Source organism: Pseudomonas sp. GW460-12-10-14-TSB1 (assembly GCF_017349775.1).
Lineage (GTDB): Bacteria > Pseudomonadota > Gammaproteobacteria > Pseudomonadales > Pseudomonadaceae > Aquipseudomonas > Aquipseudomonas piscium.
Map to the genome: position 1 here is coordinate 309,452 of NZ_JACNAC010000001.1, position 23,226 is coordinate 332,677.

Genomic DNA, 23,226 nt, shown 5'->3' on the forward strand with positions numbered 1-23,226 from the left:
CTGTTACAACGTTTTGTTGTTTTCGATAACTCCCCAGTTCTGTTGCTGGAGATGTTTTCGTCCGTTGTCGCTATAAAAGGTCCAAGTACTTTTTTTCACCATTCTCAACTTGGTATTAACAACTTATATATCGGCTGTTTTCGTTCCTGCGGAGGGACTAATACCAAAGGTGTGGTGGGAGGAAGTGTTTTTATTAAATCCTTGCTAATCAGTGCTTTGTGTTTTTTATTTGCAGGGTCTCTGGGCGCTTTGACGAAAGTTATATATATACAATTAATTGTCTGGCGGCCCCGTCACGGATTTGGCGTCAACTTGCCTTATAATCCGCAGCCTGGCTTTTTTATGGAGAAACTTTATGCCTGCCCCTGTCTGGTGGCTGCTTTGCCTGCCGGTGATTGCCGGTGCTTTCCTACCCCTGCAAGCGGGAATCAACGGTCAATTGGCCAAGCAGGTTTCCAGCGTGCTGGCGGCGGCGCTGATCTCGTTTTTTGTCGGTACTGCGGCCTTGCTGATCCTGGCCATGGCCCAGCGCGAAGTGCCCGGCCTGAGTGCCTTGAAAAGCCTGACCTGGTGGCACTGGTGCGGCGGCCTGCTGGGGGCGTTTTTCATTGCCACCGCGGCTTTCGCCGGCCCGCGGATCGGCGCCATGCTGTTCATGGCTCTAGTGCTCGCCGGGCAGTTGGGCATGGCCCTGGCGCTGGACCATTTCGGTTGGGCGGGTTTTCGCGAGGCACCCATCAGCCTCGGCAAGATTGCCGGGCTGGTGCTGATCCTGGCGGGGGTGTTCCTGATTCGTCGCGGTTGAAGCGGGCTCAGGCCAGCGGTTGCCAATGCCCGCTCATATGCTCCAGGTCGCCCGTGCCGGTCAGGCGCAGGTCACCGCTCGAACCCGCGGCGCTTGCCAGCAGGCACACCTCGCTGGGCAGGCGCACCGGCTTTCTGAAGTCCACGGCGATCTCGATATTGGCCGCCGGCAAATGCTCGCTCAACGCCGCCAGGGTTCGCGCCTTGTTCCACAGACCGTGGGCGATGGCCCGGGGGAAGCCGAACATTCTGGCGCTCACCGCGCTCAGGTGAATCGGGTTGTAGTCGCCGGATACCCGGGCGTAACGCCGGCCGATATCGGCGGGAGCTTGCCAGCGCATCAGCTCGCTGAGGCTGGCCTCGCCCTGGGGCTCTTCCGCCTGGGCTTCGCCCGACAGTTTCACGCCCCGACAGAGCATCCGGCTTTGTGCTTCCCACAGAGGCCCGAGGGCGTCGTCGACGCTGGTCAACAGATCGAACACCGCGCCTTTGGCATGGGGCTGCAAGTTGTCCACACGCACCCCGACCCTCAGGTCGCCGACCCCACCCATGGGCCGCAGGATGCGAATGCGGTTGGCCAGATGGATCAACCCCAGTAGCGGGAAGGGGAAGTCCTTGGCGGTCAGTAATTGCATCTGCAGGGCGAACGCCAGCACGTGGGGATAGGTCGGCGGCAGCAGGCCGTTCTCGGCAAAACCGCAGACCTGGCGATAGGCCGCAAGCTTCGCCGGTTGCACGCTCACCTGGCGGCGCAGGCCATATTCAGGCAGCTCGGTGCCGGTGATTTTGCGGCGGGTTGCGGCCTTCCAGTACAGCTCGGGCAGGTTCGGCGGGGTATCCAGCTCATTCCATTGCAGGCTCATGTTCAGGCTCCCAATACGCTTTGCCCACAGATTCGCAGCGCTTGCCCGGTGACCGCGCCGCTGCCCGGCTGGCCGAGCCAGGCCACGGCTTCGGCGACGTCCTGCGGCAGGCCGCCTTGCCCCAGCGAACTCATGCGCCGCCCGGCCTCGCGCAGGGCGAACGGAATGTGCGCGGTCATCTGGGTTTCGATAAAACCCGGGGCCACCGCGTTGATGCTGATGCCGCGCTCCCGCAGCAGCGGAGCCCAGGACTGGGACAGGCCGATCAGCCCGGCCTTGCTCGCCGCATAGTTGGTCTGCCCGCGATTGCCGGCGATGCCGCTGATGGACGCCAGCAGGATCACCCGGCCGTTGTCGTGCAGGGTGCCGCTGTCCAGCAGCGCCTTGGTCAGCACCTGCGGGGCGTTGAGGTTGACCGCCAGCACCGCGTCCCAGAATTCCGGAGTCATGTTGGCCAGGGTCTTGTCGCGGGTGATCCCGGCGTTGTGTACCAGGATATCGATGCCGTCCGGCAACTGTTCCACCAGTCGCGGCGCGGCGTCTTCGGCGCAGATATCCAGGGTGATCGCGTGGCCGCCCAGGCGCGCGGCCAGGGCTTCGAGATCGGTCTTGGCGGCGGGCACGTCCAGCAGCACCACCTGGGCGCCATCCCGGGCCAGGGTCTCGGCGATCGAGGCGCCGATGCCGCGCGCCGCGCCGGTGACCAGTGCTCGCGCGCCGGCCAGGGGCCGGGTCCAGTCCTGGACCTGGGTGGCGCAGGGGTTCAGGCGGATCGCCTGGCCTGAGATGTAAGCGCTTTTCGGCGAGAGGAAGAAGCGCAGCGCGCCTTCCAGCTGGCTTTCGGCACCGTCACCGACATACAGCAATTGCAGGGTGGCGCCGCTGCGCAGCTCCTTGGCCAGGGAACGGCTGAAGCCCTCCAGGGCACGCTGGGCGCTGGCGGCGAACGGATCGCCGAGGGTTTCCGGGGCGCGGCCGAGGATCACCAGGTGTGCGCTGGGCTCGAGGTTTTTCATCAGCGGCTGGAAAAATTCGCGCAATTGCTTGAGCTGGTCGGTCTGCAGGAGGTCGCTGGCGTCGAACACCACGGCCTTGAGCCTGGGGCCGTGGCCGGGAATCCAGGCGGTGGCGAGGGTCGGATCGGTGCCGTAGCTGTAGATGCTCTCGGTCAGCCGCGGGGCGATGGTGCCGACCTGTTGGGTCAGCGGGCCGCCGCCGATCAGCAGCGCCCCCTCGACCGGACGCATGCGGCCGGCCTGCCAGCGCTCCAGACGCACCGGCGACGGCAGGCCAAGGGCCCCGACCAGGCGGTGGCCGATGGACGAGTTGGCGAAGTCGATGTAGCGATCTGACATGGAACACTCTCCAGGAACTGGGGTTCAAAGTGTGGACCACGAGGGGCCTTAGGTCGTTCGATCCATGAGATACAACCTAGGTTCTGTACGTAAACTGCCTGCGCGTCGATCATGCTGCGTTAAAAACAGGCTCGGAATGCTCATGTAGGCCCCTACACTCCGCTTCCTCGCCTGTTTTTGCCTTGCCTGATCGCCGCTCGGCGACTTTTCGTACAGAACCTACGCTTGTCGGTTGTGCCATTCACAGAATAGGGAGCTTTCCATGACTCAGCTGCGTCGTGTTGCGATTATCGGCGGCAACCGCATCCCCTTTGCCCGTTCCAATGGGCCTTACGCCACCGCGAGCAACCAGGCGATGCTGACCGCGGCCCTGGAAGGCCTGATCGAACGCTACCGCCTGCACGGCCTGCGCATGGGCGAGGTGGCCGCTGGCGCGGTGCTCAAGCATTCCCGGGATTTCAACCTGACCCGCGAATGCGTGCTCGGCTCGCGGCTGTCGCCGACCACCCCGGCCTACGATATCCAGCAAGCCTGCGGCACCGGCCTGGAAGCGGCGTTGCTGGTGGCCAACAAGATCGCCCTGGGGCAGATCGACTGCGGCATTGCCGGCGGCGTCGATACCACCTCGGACGCACCGATCGGGGTCAACGAAGGGCTGCGCAAGATCCTGCTGCAGGCCAACCGCGGCAAGACCCTGGGCGACAAACTCAAGACCTTCCTGCAACTGCGACCCCAGCACCTCAAGCCGGAACTGCCGCGCAATGGCGAGCCGCGTACCGGCTTGTCCATGGGCCAGCACTGCGAGCTGATGGCACAGACCTGGAACATTCCCCGCGACGAGCAGGATCAACTAGCGCTGGAGAGCCATCAGAAAATGGCCGCCGCCTATGCCGAGGGCTGGCACGACGATCTGATGACTCCCTTTCTCGGCCTGACCCGCGACAACAATCTGCGTCCGGACCTGACCCTGGAAAAGCTGGCGTCACTGCAGCCAGTGTTCGAACGCAGCGACAAGGGCACCCTGACCGCGGGCAACTCCACGCCGCTGACCGATGGCGCGTCCCTGGTGCTGTTGGGCAGCGAGGAATGGGCGAAGGAACGTGGCTTGCCGATCCTGGCTTATTTGCGCGACGGCGAGGCGGCGGCGGTGGACTTCGTCCACGGCGCGGAAGGGCTGCTGATGGCCCCGGTCTACGCGGTGCCGCGCTTGCTGGCGCGCAACGGTCTGACGCTGCAGGACTTCGATTACTACGAAATCCATGAGGCTTTCGCCGCGCAGGTGCTGTGCACGCTCAAGGCCTGGGAGGATGGGGATTACTGCAAGAGCCGCCTGGGGCTGGACGCGCCCTTGGGTTCCATTGACCGCAGCCGGCTGAATGTCAAAGGCAGTTCGCTGGCCGCCGGGCATCCGTTCGCCGCCACCGGCGGGCGCATTGTCGCCAACCTGGCGAAGCTGCTGGAGGTGGCGGGGAAGGGACGTGGCCTGATTTCGATCTGCGCCGCCGGTGGCCAGGGTGTGACGGCGATTGTCGAGCGCTGAGGGCCCGGGTTGGGCAGCCCTTGCTCGCGATCGAGCGCGAAGCGCTCGTCAGCTTCTGTCTCCTGTGTCTTGGCTTTCGGCGACGAGCAGATGGTGAGCACTCGGCTATGATCCTGGTCGGTCGAGCCTGTCGATATGATGGGTTGACCTGGCACATTGAGTGCATCCGCACTGTCGTAGGTCGGTAACCTCTCCCCGTGGTGCGAGGATTGCCGTATAACGAGTGACATTCGCGTGTTTGGTAATAAAGGACCCCTGATAAAAGCTGATGAAGACTCCAAAACGCATTGAACCCCTGATCGAGGACGGTCTGGTCGACGAGGTGCTGCGCCCACTCATGAGTGGTAAAGAAGCAGCTGTTTATGTGGTGCGCTGCGGCAACGAATTACGTTGCGCCAAGGTTTACAAGGAGGCGAACAAACGAAGTTTTCGTCAGGCGGCCGAGTATCAGGAAGGCCGCAAGGTGCGCAACAGCCGTCAGGCTCGCGCGATGGCCAAGGGGTCCAAGTTCGGCCGCAAGGAGGCCGAAGACGCCTGGCAGAACGCCGAAGTGGCGGCGCTGTTCCGCCTGGCCAACGCCGGCGTGCGGGTGCCCAAGCCGTTCGACTTCCTCGAAGGCGTGCTGCTGATGGAGTTGGTGGCGGATGAGTACGGCGATGCCGCGCCGCGCCTGAATGACGTGGTGCTGGAGCCGGATCAGGCCCGCGAATATCACGCCTTCCTGATTTCCCAGATCGTGCTGATGCTGTGTACCGGCCTGGTGCACGGTGACCTGTCCGAGTTCAACGTGCTGCTGACCCCCGATGGCCCGGTGATCATCGACCTGCCCCAGGCGGTGGATGCTGCGGGCAACAACCACGCCTTCAGCATGCTGGAGCGGGATGTCGGCAACATGGCGTCCTACTTCGGGCGCTTTGCCCCGGAGCTCAAGTGCACCCGTTACGCCAAGGAGATGTGGGCGCTGTACGAAGCCGGCACCCTGCACCCGGCCAGCGTGTTGACCGGCGAGTTCGACGATCCGGAAGAACTGGCGGATGTTGGCGGCGTGCTGCGGGAAATCGAGGCGGCGCGCCTGGACGAGGAGCGGCGCCAGGCCATGCGCATGGCCGACGACGCGTCACCGACCAAGTCCGAGGAGCCACCGCCTCCGCCCTGGATGCAGTGATTCACAGGCACAAAAAATCCGGCCTTGGCCGGATTTTTTGTGCCCGTGAATCACGTAGCCGCTGCCGCAGGCTGCGATAAGGCTCGAAGAGCCTTCCAGCGATCTTGAAGAACACGTCCTCTTCGCACGGAATGCCGCTCAGGCCGATCACAGCCTGTGGCAGCGACTACATCACGCGCAGCACCCGCCCGAAGCAAGGTCCTTGAGAATCGGACAATCCGGGCGGTGGTCGCCGTGGCAGTGCTTTACCAGATCCTGCAGGGTGTCGCGCAACCCGGCCAGCTCGGCGATTTTCCGGTTGAGCTCGTCGATGTGCTGGCGGGCCAGGGCTTTGACATCGGCGCTGGCGCGCTGGCGGTCTTGCCACAGGGTCAGCAGCTTGCCCACTTCCTCTAGGGAAAACCCCAGGTCCCGCGAGCGCTTGATAAAGGCCAGGCTGTGCAGGTCGTCGTCACCGTACAGGCGGTAGCCGCTGTCGCTGCGATGGGCCGGCCTGAGCAGGCCGATGGACTCGTAGTAGCGGATCATCTTGGCGCTCAGGCCGCTCTTGCGGGCTGCTTGGCCGATGTTCATCGGGCGTCCTCCGGGTCGTTGGGTTTCCAGGTTTTCAACAGTAGCGCATTGCTCACCACGCTGACGCTGGACAGCGCCATGGCCGCTCCGGCCAGCACCGGGTTGAGCAGGCCGAACGCCGCCAGCGGAATGCCGATCAGGTTGTAGACGAAGGCCCAGAACAGGTTCTGGCGGATTTTCGCGTAGGTCTTGCGGCTGATCTCCAGGGCGGCCGGCACCAGTCGCGGGTCGCCGCGCATCAGGGTGATCCCCGCCGCGTGCATCGCCACATCGGTACCGCCGCCCATGGCGATGCCGATATCGGCGGCGGCCAGGGCCGGGGCGTCGTTGATGCCGTCGCCGACCATCGCCACCACGCCGGTCTTTTTCAGTTCGGCGACCGTGGCGGCCTTGTCGGCCGGCAGCACTTCGGCGTGCACGTTGGTGATGCCCAGGGCCTCGGCGACCACCTTGGCGCTGCCGCGGTTGTCGCCGGTCAGCAGGTGGCTGCCGATATGGCGCGCGCCCAGTTGTTGCACCGCTTGCAGGGCGCCGGGCTTGAGGGTGTCGCCAAACGCGAACAGGCCCAGTACACGGGGTTGCGGCTGTTGTTCGATCAGCCAGGACAGGGTGCGGCCTTCGGTTTCCCAGGCCTGGGCCGAGGCTGCCAGGTCGCCGGCTTGCAAGCCGCTTTCTTCCAGCAGGCGCCGGTTGCCCAGGGCCAGTTGGCGGCCGTCCAGGGTGCCGGCGATGCCGCGACCGGTCAGGGACTGGCTGGCGCTGACATCGGCCACCGCCAGCTGGCGTTCGGCGCACAGGTCGAGAACGGCCTTGGCCAGCGGGTGTTCGCTGCCGCGTTGCAGGGCGCCGGCCAGTTGCAGCAGGCGGTCTTCGTCGCCATCGACCGCATCCAGGTGGGCGATGCGCGGCGTGCCGGAGGTCAGGGTGCCGGTCTTGTCGAACACCACGGCGCTGACTTCATGGGCGCGCTCCAGGGCCTCGGCGTCCTTGATCAGGATCCCGTGGCGGGCGGCGACGCCGGTGCCGGCCATGATAGCGGTCGGCGTGGCCAGCCCCAGCGCGCAGGGACAGGCGATGACCAGTACCGCGACCGCATTGATCAGCGCGGTTTCCAGCGGCGCGCCATACAGCCACCAGCCGATCAGCGTCGCCAGGGCCAGCACCAGTACCGCCGGCACGAACACCTGGCTGACCCGGTCCACCAGCTTCTGGATCGGCGCCTTGCCGGCCTGGGCGTCTTCCACCAGGCGGATGATGCGCGCCAGTACGGTTTCTGCGCCGAGGGCCAGGGTCCGCACCAGCAGCCGGCCTTCGCCATTGATGGCGCCGCCGGTGACTTTGTCGCCAGGTTGTTTAGGGACCGGCAGGCTTTCGCCGCTGATCAGGGCTTCGTCGGCATGGCTCTGGCCCTCGACTACTTCACCGTCCACCGGGAAGCGCTCGCCGGGCTTGACCAGCACCAGGTCATTCAGGCGCAGGGTGCTGATCGCCACGTCCCGCTCACGGCCATCGACGACCAGGATCGCCCGTTCCGGGCGCAAGGCTTCGAGGGCGCGGATGGCGCTGGCGGTCTGGCGCTTGGCGCGGCTTTCCAGGTACTTGCCCAGCAGCACCAGGGCGATCACCACGGCCGAGGCCTCGAAGTACAGGTGCGGCATGCCGCCGGCGGGGGTGATGGCCCACTGGTACAGGCTCAAGCCATAACCGGCGCTGGTGCCCAGGGCCACCAGCAGGTCCATGTTGCCGGCACCGGCGCGCACGGCTTTCCAGGCGGCGACATAAAAACGCGCACCGAAGATGAATTGCACCGGTGTGGCCAGGACGAACTGCGCCCAGGCCGGCAGCATCCAGTGCAGGCCAAAGGGTTGCACCACCATGGGCAGTACCAGCGGCAGGGCCAGCAAGATCGCCAGCACCAGGGACCAGCGTTCGCGCTGCAGGCGTTGCTGCTGATCGTCGCGCTCGGGGTGTTCGGCCTGCCACAGGGTGGCGGAGTAGCCGGCCTTGTCGATGGCGGCGATCAAGTCGGCGCTATCGACCTGGCCCAGCAGATCGACGTGCGCGCGTTCGTTGGCCTGGTTGACGCTGACCCGGGTGACCCCGGCCACCTTGCTCAGCGCACGTTCCACGCGGCCGACGCAGGAGGCGCAGGTCATGCCGCCGATGTTCAGTTCCAGGCTATGGGCCGGCACGCTGTAGCCGGCATCCTGCACGGCGGCCATCAGCGCCGGCAGGCTGTCGCTGGGCGCCTGGACACGGGCCTGTTCGGTGGCGAGGTTGACGCTGACGGCCATGGCGCCCGCGACCTTGCTCAAGGCGCGTTCCACGCGCCCGGCGCAGCTGGCGCAGGTCATGCCGGCAATCGGCAGGTCAAAAGTGGTTGATTCGGACATCACTGACACTCCCTGTAAACGGTTGTCTACAGGATCAACCTTGCCATGCTGGCAAGGTCAAGCGCCATGGTGCGGGGTGCTTCAATCTGTCTCGGGGGTGGGCGAAGCCCGGATCGTCGCCCGTGCCGGTTCCGGGGAGGGAAAGGGCGCAGGCGACGACCCGGTGTCTCAATATCCCAGGCCGGTACGCTGGAGGTGCAGGCCCGACGGGCTCATGGCGATGCGGAACTTCAGCACGTCGCCGGCCTTGAGGCTGATGTCCTGGGAGCCCGGCGCGAGCATGCCCGGGTTGCAGCCCGGCATCTGCCCCGGCAGCAGTTTCAGGCGCAGCGAGACTTTTCCCGGCGGCAGGTTGAAGGACGTGGCTTGTTCCTGGAACAGCCGGCCCGCCAGCTGGTCCTGGATGTACAGGCCGATTTCGCAGGACGTGGCAACTTCCAGCCGTTCCCGGGAAATGATCAGGACGCCGTAGTCCTCGCCGGCGGCGTTGACCGAAGGGGTGGCCGCGATCAGGCCGAGGAGGCTGAACAGGCTGATAACCGACCAGCGCATGGCTGAATCTCCTAGTGTCGTGTCATTGAGGGTGAAGCTTGGCCGAGCGCGTGGACTATTGCCAGCCCGGCAGATGTATCCGGAACTTGACCTTGCCATGGTGGCAAGGCCAAGACTGGCGATAACCCTCACAACAGGAGAAGCGTCATGCAAGTGTTCAATGTCGAAGGAATGTCCTGCGGTCACTGCGTCCGGGCCATCACTCAGGCGGTGCAGAGCAAGGATCCGGCGGCCAGCGTCAAGGTCGATCTCGGGGCCAGGGAAGTGGGTGTGGAAAGCCGCTTGTCCGCCGACGAGGTGATCAGCCTGATCAGCGAAGAAGGCTATGCGGTCAAGCTGGCCTGACGGATTTACCTGGTCTTTTTAATAGTTAGCGACCTATCGGAATGTTCAAGGCCTCCAAGCGCGGATAAACTGTCGGACTGCCGACCGACCCGCACCTGGATGCCTGATGAACCTTCGCACAATCCTGATTCTCGGCGCCTTGAGCGCCTTCGGTCCTCTGGCCATCGACTTCTATCTGCCGGCGTTCCCGGCGATGGCGCTGGCCTTTGGCACCGATGAAAAACACGTCCAGCTGACCCTGGCGGCCTACTTCCTCGGCCTGTCCATCGGCCAGTTGGCCTACGGCCCCGTGGCCGACCGCTTTGGCCGGCGCATCCCGTTGCTGGTCGGGGTGGGGCTGTTCACCCTGGCGTCCCTGGCCTGTGCCTACGCGCCGAACCTGGAATGGCTGATCGGTGCGCGCTTCGTCCAGGCGCTCGGTGGCTGCGCGGGCATGGTGATTTCCCGGGCGGTGGTCAGCGACAAGTGCGATGCGGTGGGTTCGGCCAAGGTGTTTTCCCAGCTGATGCTGGTGATGGGCCTGGCGCCGATCCTGGCGCCGATGCTCGGCGGCCTGCTGGTGAATCTCTACGGCTGGCAGTCGATCTTCATCATGCTGACCCTGTTCAGCGCCCTGGCCGGCCTGGCGGTGGCGCTGGGCTTGCCGGAAAGCCTGCCGGCCCAGGTGCCGCGCCAGCCGTTGTCCGGGGCTTTGCGCCAATACGGTCGGCTGCTGGCTGACCGGGTGTTTCTCGGCCATGCCCTGACCGGGGGCATTGCCATCGCCGGGATGTTCGCCTACATCGCCGGTTCGCCTTTCGTCTTTATCAAACTCTACGGTGTGCCGGCCGAGCACTTCGGCTGGTTCTTCGGGATCAACGCCGGCGGCTTCATCCTGGTGGCGCAGATCAATGCGCGATTGCTGGCCAAGCGCGGTCCTGCGTTCCTGTTGGCGCGCACGGTGTGGATCTATCTGCTGGGTGGCCTGGCGCTGCTCGCTGTCAGCTCGTTGCACCCGGCACAACTCTGGCCGCTGCTGGTGCCGCTGTTCATCTGCATCGCCAGCCTGGGTTGCATCATTCCCAATGCCTCGGCCTGTGCCATGAACGGTCAGGGCGCACGGGCCGGCAGTGCCTCGGCGATGCTCGGCTGCCTGCAGTTCAGCGTGGCGGCCGGCGCCGCGGCGCTGGTGGGCGTGCTGCACGACGGCAGCGCCGTGCCGATGGCGACGGTCATCAGCCTGTGTGGGATTCTGGTGGTGACGCTGGCGATGGTCACCCGGAAATTGCAGAACGCCAGGGCGCTGCAAGCCGCTCAGCTGTAATCAGCTGGCGGCGCGCTGTTGGCTTTCGGGGAATCGATGGGGGGCGTGCAAACGCGTTTCCAGCGTATTGGCGAAGGCTCGGGCTTCGGCCTCGCTGCGGAAAGTTACCGCATGTTGGTCGAGTTGAACCTGCCATTGGGTGCCTTGGGATTTTGCCAATTCTTTTATCAGGATCTTCATTGCTGACCTCCTCGGGTAAAAGATTTGCACTGCAAAGGCCCCCAGTGTAGACCCGAATACGGTCACAAGTATGACAAGGATCAACTGTCGGACTGACGGCATCCTGCCCCTTTCCGGAGCCGGCAGGACGCCGTCCGATCCCTGCCTCAGAACCCTTCCAGCACGATCTTGCCTTTGGCCTTGCCGCTTTCCAGCAAGGCGTGAGCACGCCGCAGGTTGGCCGCGTTGATGGTGCCGAAGTGCTCGCCGAGGGTGGTCTTCAAGGTGCCGGCATCGATCAGCTCGGCGACTCGATTGAGCAGCTTGTGCTGCTCCTGCATGTCCGCGGTCTCGAACAGCGAGCGGGTGTACATGAACTCCCAGTGCAGCGACAGGCTCTTGCGCTTGAGCTTGGTCACGTCGAGGGTTTTCGGATCGTCGATCAGCGCCAGCCGACCCTGTGGCGCGAGGGCCTCGACCAGTTCGTCCAGGTGCGCGTCGGTCTGGGTCAGGCTGGCCACATGGGTGACGCTGGCCTGGCCGGCCTTCTTCAGCTCCTGGCTCAATGGCTGGCTGTGGTCGATCACCAGGTCGGCGCCCAGCTCCCGCACCCAGCCCTGGGTTTCGGCGCGCGAGGCAGTGCCTATGACCTTGAGACCGGTGAGCTGGCTGGCCAGTTGGGTGAGGATCGAACCGACGCCGCCGGCCGCGCCGACGATCAACAGGCTCTGTTGCTGATCGGCCTGGCCTTCGGCGATCTGCAGGCGCTCGAACAGCAGTTCCCAGGCGGTGATCGCGGTCAGCGGCAGGGCGGCGGCTTCGGCGAAACCCAGGCTCTTGGGCATATGGCCGACGATGCGTTCGTCCACCACATGCAGTTCGCTGTTGCCACCGGCGCGGGCGATCGAGCCGGCGTAGAACACCTTGTCGCCGGCCTTGAACAGGCTGACTTCGCTGCCCACCGCCTTGACCACCCCGGCCACGTCCCAGCCCAGCACCTTGGCGGCGCCGCCTTCAGGCTGGACGTTCTGGCGGACCTTGGTGTCCACCGGGTTGACCGAGATGGCTTTGACTTCCACCAGCAGGTCGCGCGGGCCGGCGACTGGTTCCGGCAGTTCGATGTCTTGCAGGGACAGGGGATCGTTGATCGGCAGGGAGGCGTAGTAGGCGATGGCTTTCATGGTGAGTTTTCCTGATGAAGATAAAGGTTGGGTCAGGGGATCAGCAGCAGGCGCTTGATTTCGAAATGCTCGATTGCTTCGCGGGTCTGGCTGAGAAAATGCTGGAAGTGCGCCGTGGCGTTGTGAAACTCCAGGGCCGCCTCATCGTCCCAGCGCTCCAGTACATAAAAGGTGCCTGGGTCTTCGGCATCCTGGTGCAGGTTGTAGTACTGGCAGCCGGCTTCTTCACGGCTCGGTTGCACCAGGGCTGTGAGTTCGCGTTTGAGCAGGGCCTGCTGGCCGCTCTTTGCGACAAGGGTGGCGATGGCTGTAAAGGCTTGCGACATGGCGGTGTCCTTCAGGGCGGTTATGACGGGCTGGTGTGAGAGTGCGCTGATCATTGGCCATTTCCCTGGCAGATAAAACCGGCTAAAACAGCAGTCTCTTTCAATATTTTTTTGATAATGCCCGGTGAACCAGATGCTGCGATTCGATGACCTGCAATTGTTCGTGCGCGCCGCCGACCTCGGCAGCCTGTCCGCCGCGGCGCGGGTCATGGACCTGTCGGCGGCGGTGGCCAGCGCCGCCCTCAAGCGTATCGAGCAGCAACTCGGCGCCCGGCTGCTGGCGCGTTCGACCCGCAGCCTGCGCCTGACCGCCGAGGGCGAAGGGTTTCTTGAATACGCCCGCGCGGCCCTGAGCAATTTGGAGGAAGGGCGGCGCCTGCTGGCCAGCGGGCAGGACCAGGTCAGCGGCGTTCTCCAGCTGTCCGCGCCTTCGGATTTCGGCCGCAACCTGTTGTTGCCCTGGCTCGACCAGTTCCAGCTGGAGCATCCCAAACTCACGGTGCGCCTGCTGCTGGGCGACCGCATTGCCGACCTGTTTCGCCAACCGGTGGACATCGCCCTGCGTTACGGCGAACCGGAAGACTCCAGCCTGGTGGCCCTGCCGGTCGCGCCGCAGAACCGCCGGGTGCTGGTGGCCGCCCCCGACTACCTGGCCCGCCATGGCGAGCCGCGTCAGTTGGAGCAACTGGCCCAGCACAATTGCCTGCTCTACATGCTCGGCAGCCGGGTGCACGACCACTGGAGTTTCCATGACGGCAAGCGCGAGGTCGGCCTGACGGTCAGCGGCGATCGCTTCAGCGACGATGCCGATGTGGTGCGCCTGTGGGCGGTGGCGGGGCGGGGCATTGCCTACAAGTCCTGGCTCGACGTGGCGGCCGATGTGCTGGCCGGGCGGCTCAAGGTGCTGATGCCGGAGCTGCGCTGCGAACGGGCACCGCTGAACCTGTTGTGCGCCCATCGGGCGCAGCTGAGCAAACCGGTGAAGCTGCTGCGGGACATGTTGCAGGCGCGCTGCGCTGAAATTTCCGTGCACTACCCCAAGCCCACCCACGCCGATCACTGACCCTGGCCGGCGGCGTCGTTGCAGGGTGCGGGCAGGTCGTATCCAGCACTGAGCGGCGGCGTCGATCTTGCACACTCGATTGCAGACCATTCAATCGGGGGGACGGGGCATGGCAAGTCAGGGATACAGTGCGGCGGAGCGTCTGGAACGCTTGCCCATCAGCGGTTATCACCGAGTCATTTTCATCATCATCGCCCTGGCGTTTTTCTTCGACTCCATGGACCTGGCGATGATGACCTTCCTGCTCGGCTCGATCAAAGCCGAGTTCGGCTTGAGCACAGCCCAGGCCGGCCTGCTGGCCAGTTCGAGTTTCTTCGGCATGGTGGTCGGCGCATCACTGTCGGGCATGCTCGCCGACCGCTTCGGGCGCAAGCCGGTGTTCCAGTGGAGCATCGTGCTCTGGGGCATCGCCAGTTACCTGTGCTCCACGGCGCAGACGGTGGACAGCCTGACCCTGTTCCGGGTGCTGCTGGGGATCGGTATGGGCATGGAGTTTCCCATTGCCCAGTCGATGTTGTCGGAGATGATCCCGGCCAAGCGGCGCGGGCGCTATATCGCCTTGATGGACGGCTTCTGGCCGCTGGGCTTCGTCGCGGCGGGCGTGCTCTCCTACTTCCTGCTGCCACTGATCGGCTGGCGCGACATCTTCCTGGTCCTGGCGATCCCGGCGGTGTTCGTGCTGGCGATCCGTTTCTTCATTCCCGAGTCGCCCCGCTGGCTGGAGCAGGCCGGGCGGCACGCCGATGCCGACCAGGTGCTGCGGCGGATCGAGGATAAGGTCCGCGCCTCGTTGCAGCGCGCGGATCTGCCCGAGCCGGTGCGCCTGCCGCGGGTGGAAAGCGTGCCGGGGCATTTCTTCTCGGCCTTGCGCGAGATCTGGTCGCCGCTCTATCGCCAACGCACGATGATGATCTGGAGCGTGTGGTTCTTTGCCCTGCTGGGTTTTTATGGCCTGACCTCGTGGCTCAGTGCCTTGCTGCAGCAGTCGGGTTTCGCCGTGACCCAGTCGGTGTACTACACGGTGCTGATTTCCCTCGGCGGGATTCCCGGCTTCCTCATGGCCGCCTGGCTGGTGGAACTCTGGGGGCGCAAGCCGGTGTGCGTGATCACCCTGCTGGGCGGTGGGGTCATGGCGTTTTTCTACGGGCAGAGCGCGGTGTTCGGCGGCAACGTGGCGCTGTTGATCAGCTCCGGCCTGTTGATGCAGTTCTTCCTGTTCGGCATGTGGGCGGTGCTCTACACCTACACGCCCGAGTTGTATCCCACCTCGGCGCGGGCTACCGGTTCCGGGTTCGCCTCGGCGGTGGGGCGCATCGGTTCGCTGCTCGGGCCTTTGGTGACCGGCGTGGTGTTCCCGATGACCGGGCAGGGTGGGGTGTTCGCCCTGGGCGCGCTGTGTTTCGCGGTCGCCGCGGCGGTGGTCTGGCTGTTCGGGATGGAGACCCGGGGCAAGACGCTGGAGGAGTTGAGCGAAGTCGGCGTTTGACCCGTAGCCGCTGCCGCAGGCTGCGATCGACCGCGTAGCGGGCGCCGCTCTTGAGAGCCTCGGAAGGCTCTTCGAGCCTTTTCGCAGCCTTCGGCAGCGGCTACAGGGTTATCGCGGGCAGGTTGCCCGCGATGGGGTTTACGGCTTGACCAGCCGCGCATCCAGGCTGTTCTGCGCCAGGCGCTTGGCCTGATCCTGGGTCATGCCCAGGTGGGTGTACAGGGCGTGGAAATTCTCGGTGACGTAGCCGCCGAAGTAGGCCGGGTCATCGGAGTTCACGGTGACCTTCACTCCACGCTCGAGCATCTCGAGGATGTTGTGCTGCGACATGTGATCGAACACGCAGAGCTTGGTGTTCGACAGCGGGCAGACGGTCAGCGGGATCTGCTCGTCGATGATGCGCTGCATCAGCCGCTCGTCCTCGAAGGCGCGCACGCCGTGGTCGATGCGCTGGATCTTCAGCAGGTCGAGGGCTTCCCAGATGTACTCGGGCGGGCCTTCTTCACCAGCGTGGGCCACAGTGAGGAAACCTTCGCTGCGGGCACGATCGAACACCCGCTGGAACTTGCTCGGCGGGTGGCCCATTTCCGAACTGTCCAGGCCGACCGCGACAAAGGCTTCGCGGAACGGCAGCGCCTGGTCGAGGGTTTTCTGCGCTTCGTCTTCGCTCAGGTGGCGCAGGAAGCTGAGGATCAGGCCGCTGGTGATGCCCAGTTGCTGCTCGCCATCCTTCAGTGCGCTGGCGATGCCGTTGAGCACCACTTCGAAAGGAATGCCGCGATCGGTGTGGGTCTGCGGATCGAAGAAGGGTTCGGTGTGGATGACGTTCTGCGCTTTGCAGCGCAGCAGGTAGGCCCAGGTCAGGTCGTAGAAATCCTGGGAGGTGCGCAGTACGCCCGCGCCCTGGTAGTACAGGTCGAGGAACTCTTGCAGGTTGTTGAAGGCATAAGCCTTGCGCAGGGTTTCCACATCGCTCCAGGGCAGGGCGATCTTGTTGCGTTCGGCCAGGGCGAACAGCAGCTCGGGCTCGAGGGATCCTTCGAGGTGCAGGTGCAGTTCGGCCTTGGGCAAGGCGTTCAGCCAGTCGTACATGGGTGTGATCTCATCAGGTGCAGTCGAGCGCTGCGTGAACGTGTTGCGCTCCATCATCCTGCGGCGAAAAGCCAACCGCAAGGTGTGATGACAGGCGCCGGCCCCAGGTTTTCCCAGGGCTGCGCGGGCGCGTCAGATTTCATCGCGCCCATAAGGGCTGGCATTCTACAGGCGCACGCGGACTATTCGGCAAAACCTGACCAACCGGGCGATCAGGACGCTTGCAGTTCCCGGCGATAGGCATAGGTATCGGCAAACCGCGACAAGAGGAATTCGGCGCAGGTGGTGGCCGGGTACTTCGGCGGATGCTCGGCATCCTGGCAGCCGGGCAGGCATTCGATGCGGGTATCCGGATGGGGCTCGGCGAAGAACGGCATCGAGTAGCGGTCCACCCCCAGCGGGCTGATCACCCGGTGCGGCGTCGACAGGTAACGATCGTTGCTCCAGCGCGCCATCATGTCGCCGAGGTTGACCACGAAGGTACCTTCGATGGGCGGGGCGTCGATCCACTGGCCCTGGACGTTGCGCACCTGCAGGCCGCCGGCGCTGTCCTGGTAGAGCAGGGTGATGCAGCCGTAGTCGGTGTGGGCGCCGGCGCCTTGCTGCTCGTCGCTGCTGGCGGTGTGTCGCGGCGGGTAATGGATCAGGCGCAGGACGCTGACCGGCTCCTTGAAGCGACTGTCGAAAAAGTCGCGCTCGATGCCCAGGGCCAGGGTCATGGCCCGCAGCAGGGTTTGGGCCAGGGCCTGCATGTCCAGGTAGTGCTGCTCCATCAACGTTTCCCAGCCGGCGATATCCGGGTGCCGGTTGCTGCCGCGCAGCGGTTTTTCCGCGAGCACCTCGGGATGTTCGGCCGGCAGGTGCAGGCCCATGTCGAAGGTTTCCTTGAGGTCGCTGGGCTTGTCCGGGTCCAGTTGCTCGGTGGCGATCGCGCCGTAGCCGCGATGGTGGCGGGTCTGGGTGATATCGATCTTGAGTTTCTCGGCGGCCGGCAGGGCGAAGAACTGCCGGGCGGCGTCGAGTAACTGGCCGATGCGTGCGGAGGTGATCGGGTGGCCCTTGATATAGAAAAAACCCCATTCGCGGCAGGCGCGGTCGATCTGCTGGGCAACGCTGTTCCAGCCGTGGGCGTCGTCGCCGTAGAGCGGGCTGATGTCGATGATTGGAAGCTGGTTCATATAAATGCTCTCAAGGTAGCCACTGCCCTGTAGCCGCTGCCGCAGGCTGCGATCGACCCCGGAGGGGGCGTGCTCTTGAGATCGAGCAAAGGTCCTTCGGACCTTGGCGCAGCCTGCGGCAGCGGCTACAGGCGAGTCATTTCGGAATGTCGGCCTTCATGCCTTCCACGTAATAGTTCATCGACGCTAGCTCTGCATTGCTGGCGCTGACCCCGGCGGCGAGTTTTTCCACGCCGGCCTGATCCTTGATCGGCCCGGTGAACGGGTGGAAGGCGCCGCTCTTGATGTCGGCGATGATCTGCTCGGCCTCACGCTTGACCTCGGCCGGCACCAGGTCGCTGATCGGCAATTGGACCGTGCCTTCCTTCAGGCCGCCCCAGTAGTCCTGGGATTTCCAGCTGTGCTCGAGCACGCCCTGGGTGGCCTGGATGTAGTGCGGGCCCCAGTTGTTGACGATGGAGGTCAGCACCGCTTTGGGCCCGAAGTGGGCCATGTCCGAGGCGTAGCCCACGGCATACACGCCACGGCGTTCGGCGGCCTGGATCGGCGCCGGGCTGTCGGTGTGCTGGAAGATCACGTCGGCGCCCTGGTCGATCAGGGCGTTGGCGGCGTCGGCTTCCTTGCCCGGGTCGAACCAGGAGTTGACCCACACCACCTTGATCTCGGTGCCCGGGTTGTATTTGTTCAGGGCCAGTTGGATGGCGTTGATGTCGCGGATCACTTCCGGGATCGGGAAGGAGGCGATGTAGCCGACCTTCTTGCTCTTGGTCATCTTCGCCGCGAGGAAGCCGCCGACGTAGCGACCTTCATAGGTGCGGGCCAGGTAGGTGCCGAGGTTCTTGTCCTGCTTGTAGCCGGTGGCGTGTTCGAAGGTGGTTTTGGGAAACTGCTTGGCGACTTTCAGGGTCGGGTTCATGTAGCCGAAGGAGGTGGTGAAGATCAGGTCGTACTGGTCCTTGGCCATGTTGCGGATCACCCGCTCGGCGTCGGCGCCTTCGGCGACGTTCTCCACGTAGTTGGTCTTGATCCGGTCGCCGAATTTCTCCACCAGCGCCAGGCGCCCCTGTTCATGCTGATAGGTCCAGCCGTGGTCGCCGATCGGGCCGATATAGACGAAGCCGACCTTCAACGGATCGGCGGCGCTGGCACTCAGCGAGACGCTCAGACCGATGGCCGCAGTGAGGGCGCACAGCAGTTTTTGCAACGGACGTTTATGCATGAATCCGGACTCCATTTTGTTGTGGGGCGAGGCTGGAATGGCTCAATGCAAATAGCTGACCAACAGGACAACAAAATCTTCGGGGGCCGGGGTGAGGCCTTCGCGGGCAAGCCTCGCTCCTACAGAGTCGCGGCGATCACGGGATCCGGCATGGCGTAAATCCTGTAGGAGCGAGGCTTGCCCGCGCTCAATCTCAAGGCCGCCCAAGAGCCAACCCAGTGCGCCACGCCCACTCCATGCCAACCCTTGGTGCACTAAGGTGTAACGAAACGTTAGTGACTCCATGCAGTCCTTAGCTCATCTCTTACTGCTCGATTTATCCGGTCAAAGGACTGCAATGTTCACTTCACTCAAGCAAGAAAGTTTTCTGTTGCTGGCGCTGCTCGCGGCGCTGGTTGCCTATCCGTTGGAGCATGCGCTGCTCAACAGCGGCCAGGGCGTGGCGCTGATCTGCGGGTTGGTGCTGATCGGTTTCATCGTCGCCGCCTCGATGCGCGTCGCCCATCACGCCGAGCTGCTGGCCGAGAAGGTCGGCGACCCCTACGGCACCATGATCCTGACCCTCGCCGCGGTCCTGGTGGAAGTGGTGATCCTGGCGATCATGATGAGCAACGAGGCCTCACCGACCCTGGTACGCGACACCATCTATTCGGCGGTGATGCTCGACATCAACGGCATCCTCGGCCTGGCCGCGCTGATGGGCGGGATCAAGCATGGCGAACAGGCCTACAACGACGACTCGGCCCGTTCCTACAGCGTGATGATCCTCACCGCCATGGGCGTGTCAATGGTGGTGCCGGAGTTCATTCCCGAGTCGAAATGGAAGCTCTACTCGGCCTTCACCATTGGCGCCATGGTGCTGTTGTACACCCTGTTCCTGCGCATGCAGGTCGGCGCCCACAGCTACTTCTTCAGCTACAGCTACCCGGAAAAACGCCGCAAGAAAGAACCGACGGAAGATCAGCCAGCGCCTGTCAGCCTGGCGTTTTCCATCGCCACCCTGGTGTTCGGCGTGGTGTTGATCGGCGCCTTGGCGGAGGTGATGTCCAAGACCCTCGACCTGGGGCTGGAAGGCACAGGCGCGCCGCCGGTGATCACGGCGATCCTGGTGGCGGCGATTTCCGCGGCGCCGGAAATTCTCACGGCCCTGCGCGCAGCGTTAGCCAATCGCATGCAGTCGGTGGTCAATATTGCGTTGGGGGCGTCGTTGTCGACGGTGATCCTGACGGTGCCGGTGATGGAAGCCATGGCGCTCTACACCGGCCAGCCGTTCCAGATGGCGATGACCCCGGTGCAGACCGTGATGATCTTCATCACCCTGATCGTCAGCGCGATCAACCTCAACGACGGTGAGACCAATGCCATCGAAGGCATGACTCACTTCGTGCTGTTCGCGACCTTTATCATGTTGTCGTTGCTGGGCCTTTAAAAGCTTCGCGGGCAAGCCTCGCTCCTGCAGATGCATGGAGCGAGGCTTGCCGGCGATGGCGTTCGATCAGACGCCGCTAATCAACTGCCGGGCCGCCTGGCTGTGATTGGCAATCAACCCCTTCAGGTCCAGGCCCTCGACCTGCCCATCGATCACCCGCCACTGACCGCCGACCATCACCCGGTCCGCCCGGTCCGCGCCGCACAGCAGCAACGCCGACAACGGATCATGGCTGCCGGAGAAGCGCAGTTCATCGAGCTTGAACAGCGCCAGGTCGGCCTGCTTGCCCACGGCCAGTTCGCCGATATCGTTGCGCCCCAGCAACCGTGCCGAACCCTGGGTGGCCCAGCCCAGTACCAACTCCGGGGTGATCTTCTCGGCACCGTAACGCAGGCGCTGCAGGTACAGGGCCTGACGGGTTTCGAGAATCATGTTGGAGGCGTCGTTCGAGGCCGAACCATCCACGCCCAGGCCCACAGGCGCGCCGGCGTCGGTCAGCTCCAGGGTTGGGCAGATGCCCGAGGCCAGGCGCATGTTGGAACTCGGGCAATGGCAGATGCCGGTCCCGGCCGCGCCGAGGCGGGCAATTTCATCCGGGTTGAAATGGATGCCGTGGGCCAGCCAGGTCCGCGGGCCGAGCCAGCCGACGCTGTCCAGGTAGTCCACGGTGCGCAGGCCGAAACGTTGCAGGCAGAAGTCTTCCTCGTCGAGGGTTTCCGCCAGGTGGGTATGCAGGCGCACGTCGACTTTTTCCGCCAGTTCGGCGCTGGCCGCCATGATCTGCGGGGTCACCGAGAACGGCGAGCAGGGCGCCAGGGCGATCTGGATCTGCGCGCCGGCGCCGCGTTCGTGGTAGTCGGCGATCAACCGCTGGCTGTCGGCGAGAATCACCTCGCCCTGTTGCACGGTCTGCTGCGGCGGCAGGCCGCCATCCGCTTCGCCGAGGCTCATGGAACCGCGGGTGAGCATGGCGCGCATGCCCAGTTCGCGCACGCTGGCCACCTGCACGTCGATGGCGTTTTCCAGGCCCTCGGGGAACAGGTAGTGGTGGTCGGCGGCGGTGGTGCAGCCGGACAGCAGCAATTCGGCCAACGCCACTTTACTGGCCAGGGCGAGTTTCTCCGGGGTCAGCCGGGCCCAGACCGGGTACAGGGTTTTCAGCCAGGGAAACAGCGGCTGGTTGACCACCGGCGCCCAGGCGCGGGTCAGGGTCTGATAGAAGTGGTGATGGGTGTTGATCAGCCCCGGCAGCAGCACATGCTCGCGGGCATCGAAGACCTGTCCACAGGGCTGGGCAGGTTGCTGGCCGGCGCCGAGCACTTCGACGATCAGGCTGTCTTGCAGCACCAGGCCGCCACGGGCGTCGAGGGCATTGCCAGTGAAAATGGCGAGGGGATTTTTTAACCAGGTACGGGTCGCAGGCATGGTGGCCGGCTCCTCTGAAAGTGGGTTCAGGTTAGCCAGCTCAGTGTTGCCCTGTCTGCTGATCCAGGGGCGTCAGGATCGACGCGGGTGCAGTTTACGGCGAGACCGCGTTGCGGTCTATCGCGGGCAAGTTCGTCCTCTGTAGGAGCGAGGCTTGCCCGCGATGCATACCTTCAGGCGCCGCTTACCAAGGAATGGTTTCGCCCCTGTAGTTCACGAAATGGTGCCCGCCCTTGCCGGTATAGGCATTGATCTGCTCGATCAGGCCGCGGGTGCTGGTCTCGACGTCGATGTCCGCGCCTTCGCCACCCATGTCGGTTTTCACCCAGCCCGGGTGCAGCGACAGCACGGTGAGCTTCTGCTCGAGCTGGGTCACGAAGCTGTTGGTCATGGAATTCAGCGCTGCCTTGCTGGCCTTGTACAGCGCCAGCTCCGGCGCGTCGGGCATGGTCACGCTGCCCAGCACCGAACTCATGAACGCCAGCACACCACTGTCCGGGCGGATCTGCGGGGCGAAACGCTGGGCCAGGTTGATCGGCGCCACGGCGTTGGTGAAGAACAGCTGGCCGACTTCCGCCAGGGTCGCCTTGCCCGGCGTCTGGTCGTCCGGCCCCTTGACCCCGGCGTTGACGAACAGCAGGTCGAACACTTCGCCTTTGAGCTTCTGGTTCAGGGCGATCACCGCCTGCTGATCGTCCATGTCCAGCTGTTCGATGCGGACCGGCCCCAGGGCCTTGAGCGCCTCGGCTTTTTGCGGGTTGCGCACGGTGGCGGTGACCTGCCAGCCATCGTCCAGCAGACGTTGCACCAGGCCCAGGCCCAGGCCTCTGGAGGCGCCGATGATCAGTGCGGTTTTTGGCGTAGACATGCAGGAATTCCTTGATGAGTGAAGATCATGGATTTAATGGGCAACGCTGGCCGAGCCGTTGTTGCAGCTCCTGGCGCAACTCGCCCAGTTCGCTGATACGGGTCTCGATCAGCGTCAGTTTGTCTTGCAGCAGTTGCGTCACCGCGCTGTCCGGATCGCTCGACTGCCACAGCGCGGCAACGCTGTTGCCAATCTCGCCGAGGCTGAAGCCCAGGCGTTGCGCGGTCTTGATGTAGAGCACCAGCTGCACCATGTCGCTGGGGTAATCACGATAGCCGTTGGCGGTGCGTTGCGCCGCGATCAATCCGCGCTGCTCGTAGAAACGCAGGGTGTCGCGGCTGACGGCGCAGGCCTGGGCAAGTTCACCGATGCGCATGCTGGAGTCTCGGAAGGGCTTGACCCTGGAGCATACTCCAGGCTTTAGCCTGTGTGCTCCTTGAATAGCCGGAGCGGCCTTTTATGTGGAGCACAGCGCAATACCGTCAATTGGTGCGGGCCAGCGGTTGGTACGACCTGATCGTCACTGCTGCCTTTGTCACTCCCTGGAGCTTTCTCGCCCTGCACGGGCTGATGCAGCAGTGGAGTCAGGCCTTCAACCTGCCCGGCGAACTGCCGCCGTTCGAGCCCATGCATATGCTGATGGTCAACCTGATGGGCTCGATCGTCTGCGTCTGGTCGGTGCTGCGCATTCGCGATCCGCAGCTGGCCTTCGGGCGTTACGACGCTGTCGGGCGGCTACTGTTCTCCACCTGGCAGATCTACGCCCTGGCCCAGGGCGGCACGGCCTTGATCGGCGTGATCCTGTTTTTCGAACTGGCCTGGGCGGCGGCGCAGTTGTGGCCGGTGGGTGAGCGGGAGCCCATCGCCAGCCATCAGCCTCTGTAGGAGCGGCCGGTCGACGCTCGAT

23 protein-coding genes are annotated in these 23,226 nt (G+C 64.3%); 9 read left to right on the forward strand and 14 right to left on the reverse strand.

Going from position 1 to position 23,226, the window contains the following annotated elements; all coding sequences use genetic code 11:
* Window positions 1–355: 355 nt before the first annotated feature.
* Complete coding sequence (locus J4D52_RS01340; protein WP_025807932.1) at window positions 356–805, forward strand: DMT family transporter; 450 nt, start codon at window positions 356–358, stop codon at window positions 803–805.
* Window positions 806–812: 7 nt separating this feature from the next.
* On the opposite strand, the gene J4D52_RS01345 is transcribed toward J4D52_RS01340, so the two are convergent.
* Entirely contained in the window at window positions 813–1,667 is an 855-nt protein-coding gene (locus J4D52_RS01345) for a MaoC/PaaZ C-terminal domain-containing protein (RefSeq protein ID WP_063428156.1), read from the reverse strand.
* Window positions 1,668–1,669: 2 nt separating this feature from the next.
* On the reverse strand, window positions 1,670–3,022 hold the full coding sequence (locus J4D52_RS01350) for a 3-oxoacyl-ACP reductase (RefSeq protein WP_063428158.1): 1,353 nt from the start codon (window positions 3,020–3,022) through the stop codon (window positions 1,670–1,672).
* 262 nt (window positions 3,023–3,284) lie between these two features.
* On the opposite strand from J4D52_RS01350, the gene J4D52_RS01355 reads away from it, so the two are divergent.
* Window positions 3,285–4,562: an acetyl-CoA C-acetyltransferase gene (locus J4D52_RS01355; RefSeq protein WP_025807929.1), complete on the forward strand. Its 1,278-nt coding sequence runs from the start codon at window positions 3,285–3,287 to the stop codon at window positions 4,560–4,562.
* 268 nt (window positions 4,563–4,830) lie between these two features.
* Window positions 4,831–5,727, forward strand: coding sequence for a PA4780 family RIO1-like protein kinase (locus tag J4D52_RS01360; RefSeq protein WP_102675997.1), 897 nt, complete (start codon window positions 4,831–4,833; stop codon window positions 5,725–5,727).
* Window positions 5,728–5,898: 171 nt separating this feature from the next.
* On the opposite strand, the gene cueR is transcribed toward J4D52_RS01360, so the two are convergent.
* From cueR to J4D52_RS01375, 3 genes are all read right to left on the reverse strand, one after another.
* Entirely contained in the window at window positions 5,899–6,300 is a 402-nt protein-coding gene (cueR, locus tag J4D52_RS01365) for a Cu(I)-responsive transcriptional regulator (protein ID WP_016703798.1), read from the reverse strand.
* A complete protein-coding gene (locus J4D52_RS01370; RefSeq protein WP_102675998.1) occupies window positions 6,297–8,693 on the reverse strand; it encodes a heavy metal translocating P-type ATPase in 2,397 nt (798 codons plus the stop codon). Before J4D52_RS01370 ends, cueR begins: the two co-directional genes overlap by 4 nt.
* A 168-nt stretch (window positions 8,694–8,861) precedes the next feature.
* On the reverse strand, window positions 8,862–9,245 hold the full coding sequence (locus J4D52_RS01375; RefSeq protein ID WP_025807926.1) for a hypothetical protein: 384 nt from the start codon (window positions 9,243–9,245) through the stop codon (window positions 8,862–8,864).
* 147 nt (window positions 9,246–9,392) lie between these two features.
* On the opposite strand from J4D52_RS01375, the gene J4D52_RS01380 reads away from it, so the two are divergent.
* Together J4D52_RS01380 and J4D52_RS01385 are read left to right on the forward strand one after the other, a co-directional pair.
* Window positions 9,393–9,590, forward strand: a complete 198-nt coding sequence (locus J4D52_RS01380) for a heavy-metal-associated domain-containing protein (RefSeq protein WP_007923288.1) — start codon at window positions 9,393–9,395, stop codon at window positions 9,588–9,590.
* A 106-nt stretch (window positions 9,591–9,696) separates the two neighbouring features.
* Window positions 9,697–10,893 carry a multidrug effflux MFS transporter gene (locus tag J4D52_RS01385; RefSeq protein ID WP_025807925.1) on the forward strand — a complete coding sequence of 399 codons (1,197 nt, stop codon included), beginning with the start codon at window positions 9,697–9,699 and terminating at the stop codon, window positions 10,891–10,893.
* On the opposite strand, the gene J4D52_RS01390 is transcribed toward J4D52_RS01385, so the two are convergent.
* The 3 genes from J4D52_RS01390 to J4D52_RS01400 form a co-directional block, all read right to left on the reverse strand.
* On the reverse strand, window positions 10,894–11,073 hold the full coding sequence (locus tag J4D52_RS01390) for a hypothetical protein (RefSeq protein ID WP_025807924.1): 180 nt from the start codon (window positions 11,071–11,073) through the stop codon (window positions 10,894–10,896).
* A gap of 146 nt (window positions 11,074–11,219) precedes the next feature.
* A complete protein-coding gene (locus J4D52_RS01395) occupies window positions 11,220–12,233 on the reverse strand; it encodes a zinc-binding alcohol dehydrogenase family protein (protein ID WP_102675999.1) in 1,014 nt (337 codons plus the stop codon).
* 32 nt (window positions 12,234–12,265) lie between these two features.
* Window positions 12,266–12,559, reverse strand: a complete 294-nt coding sequence (locus J4D52_RS01400; protein WP_025807922.1) for a putative quinol monooxygenase — start codon at window positions 12,557–12,559, stop codon at window positions 12,266–12,268.
* A gap of 133 nt (window positions 12,560–12,692) precedes the next feature.
* Between J4D52_RS01400 and J4D52_RS01405 the strand changes: the two genes are divergently transcribed.
* Entirely contained in the window at window positions 12,693–13,622 is a 930-nt protein-coding gene (locus tag J4D52_RS01405; protein ID WP_063428194.1) for a LysR family transcriptional regulator, read from the forward strand.
* Between the two features lie 109 nt (window positions 13,623–13,731).
* On the forward strand, window positions 13,732–15,108 hold the full coding sequence (locus J4D52_RS01410; protein ID WP_063428166.1) for an MFS transporter: 1,377 nt from the start codon (window positions 13,732–13,734) through the stop codon (window positions 15,106–15,108).
* A gap of 138 nt (window positions 15,109–15,246) precedes the next feature.
* On the opposite strand, the gene J4D52_RS01415 is transcribed toward J4D52_RS01410, so the two are convergent.
* From J4D52_RS01415 to J4D52_RS01425, 3 genes are all read right to left on the reverse strand, one after another.
* Window positions 15,247–16,200: an adenosine deaminase gene (locus J4D52_RS01415; RefSeq protein WP_025807919.1), complete on the reverse strand. Its 954-nt coding sequence runs from the start codon at window positions 16,198–16,200 to the stop codon at window positions 15,247–15,249.
* Window positions 16,201–16,412: 212 nt separating this feature from the next.
* Entirely contained in the window at window positions 16,413–17,378 is a 966-nt protein-coding gene (locus J4D52_RS01420) for a 2-oxoglutarate and iron-dependent oxygenase domain-containing protein (protein WP_102676000.1), read from the reverse strand.
* A 136-nt stretch (window positions 17,379–17,514) separates the two neighbouring features.
* The gene (locus tag J4D52_RS01425) at window positions 17,515–18,597 is read right to left on the reverse strand and encodes a BMP family ABC transporter substrate-binding protein (protein WP_102676001.1); all 1,083 of its coding nucleotides are present in this window, start codon (window positions 18,595–18,597) and stop codon (window positions 17,515–17,517) included.
* 337 nt (window positions 18,598–18,934) lie between these two features.
* Between J4D52_RS01425 and J4D52_RS01430 the strand changes: the two genes are divergently transcribed.
* Window positions 18,935–20,026 carry a calcium:proton antiporter gene (locus J4D52_RS01430; protein WP_063428172.1) on the forward strand — a complete coding sequence of 364 codons (1,092 nt, stop codon included), beginning with the start codon at window positions 18,935–18,937 and terminating at the stop codon, window positions 20,024–20,026.
* A gap of 66 nt (window positions 20,027–20,092) precedes the next feature.
* On the opposite strand, the gene J4D52_RS01435 is transcribed toward J4D52_RS01430, so the two are convergent.
* The 3 genes from J4D52_RS01435 to J4D52_RS01445 form a co-directional block, all read right to left on the reverse strand.
* Window positions 20,093–21,451 (reverse strand): 8-oxoguanine deaminase, encoded by a 1,359-nt coding sequence (locus J4D52_RS01435; RefSeq protein WP_102676002.1) that lies wholly within the window; start codon window positions 21,449–21,451, stop codon window positions 20,093–20,095.
* A gap of 184 nt (window positions 21,452–21,635) precedes the next feature.
* Window positions 21,636–22,319, reverse strand: a complete 684-nt coding sequence (locus tag J4D52_RS01440; protein WP_102676003.1) for an SDR family oxidoreductase — start codon at window positions 22,317–22,319, stop codon at window positions 21,636–21,638.
* Between the two features lie 25 nt (window positions 22,320–22,344).
* Window positions 22,345–22,695 (reverse strand): MerR family transcriptional regulator, encoded by a 351-nt coding sequence (locus J4D52_RS01445; protein WP_102676004.1) that lies wholly within the window; start codon window positions 22,693–22,695, stop codon window positions 22,345–22,347.
* 83 nt (window positions 22,696–22,778) lie between these two features.
* Here J4D52_RS01445 and J4D52_RS01450 point away from each other — a divergent pair, with 83 nt between their 5' ends.
* Window positions 22,779–23,204, forward strand: a complete 426-nt coding sequence (locus J4D52_RS01450) for a hypothetical protein (protein WP_025807910.1) — start codon at window positions 22,779–22,781, stop codon at window positions 23,202–23,204.
* The last annotated feature ends 22 nt before the right edge of the window (window positions 23,205–23,226 follow it).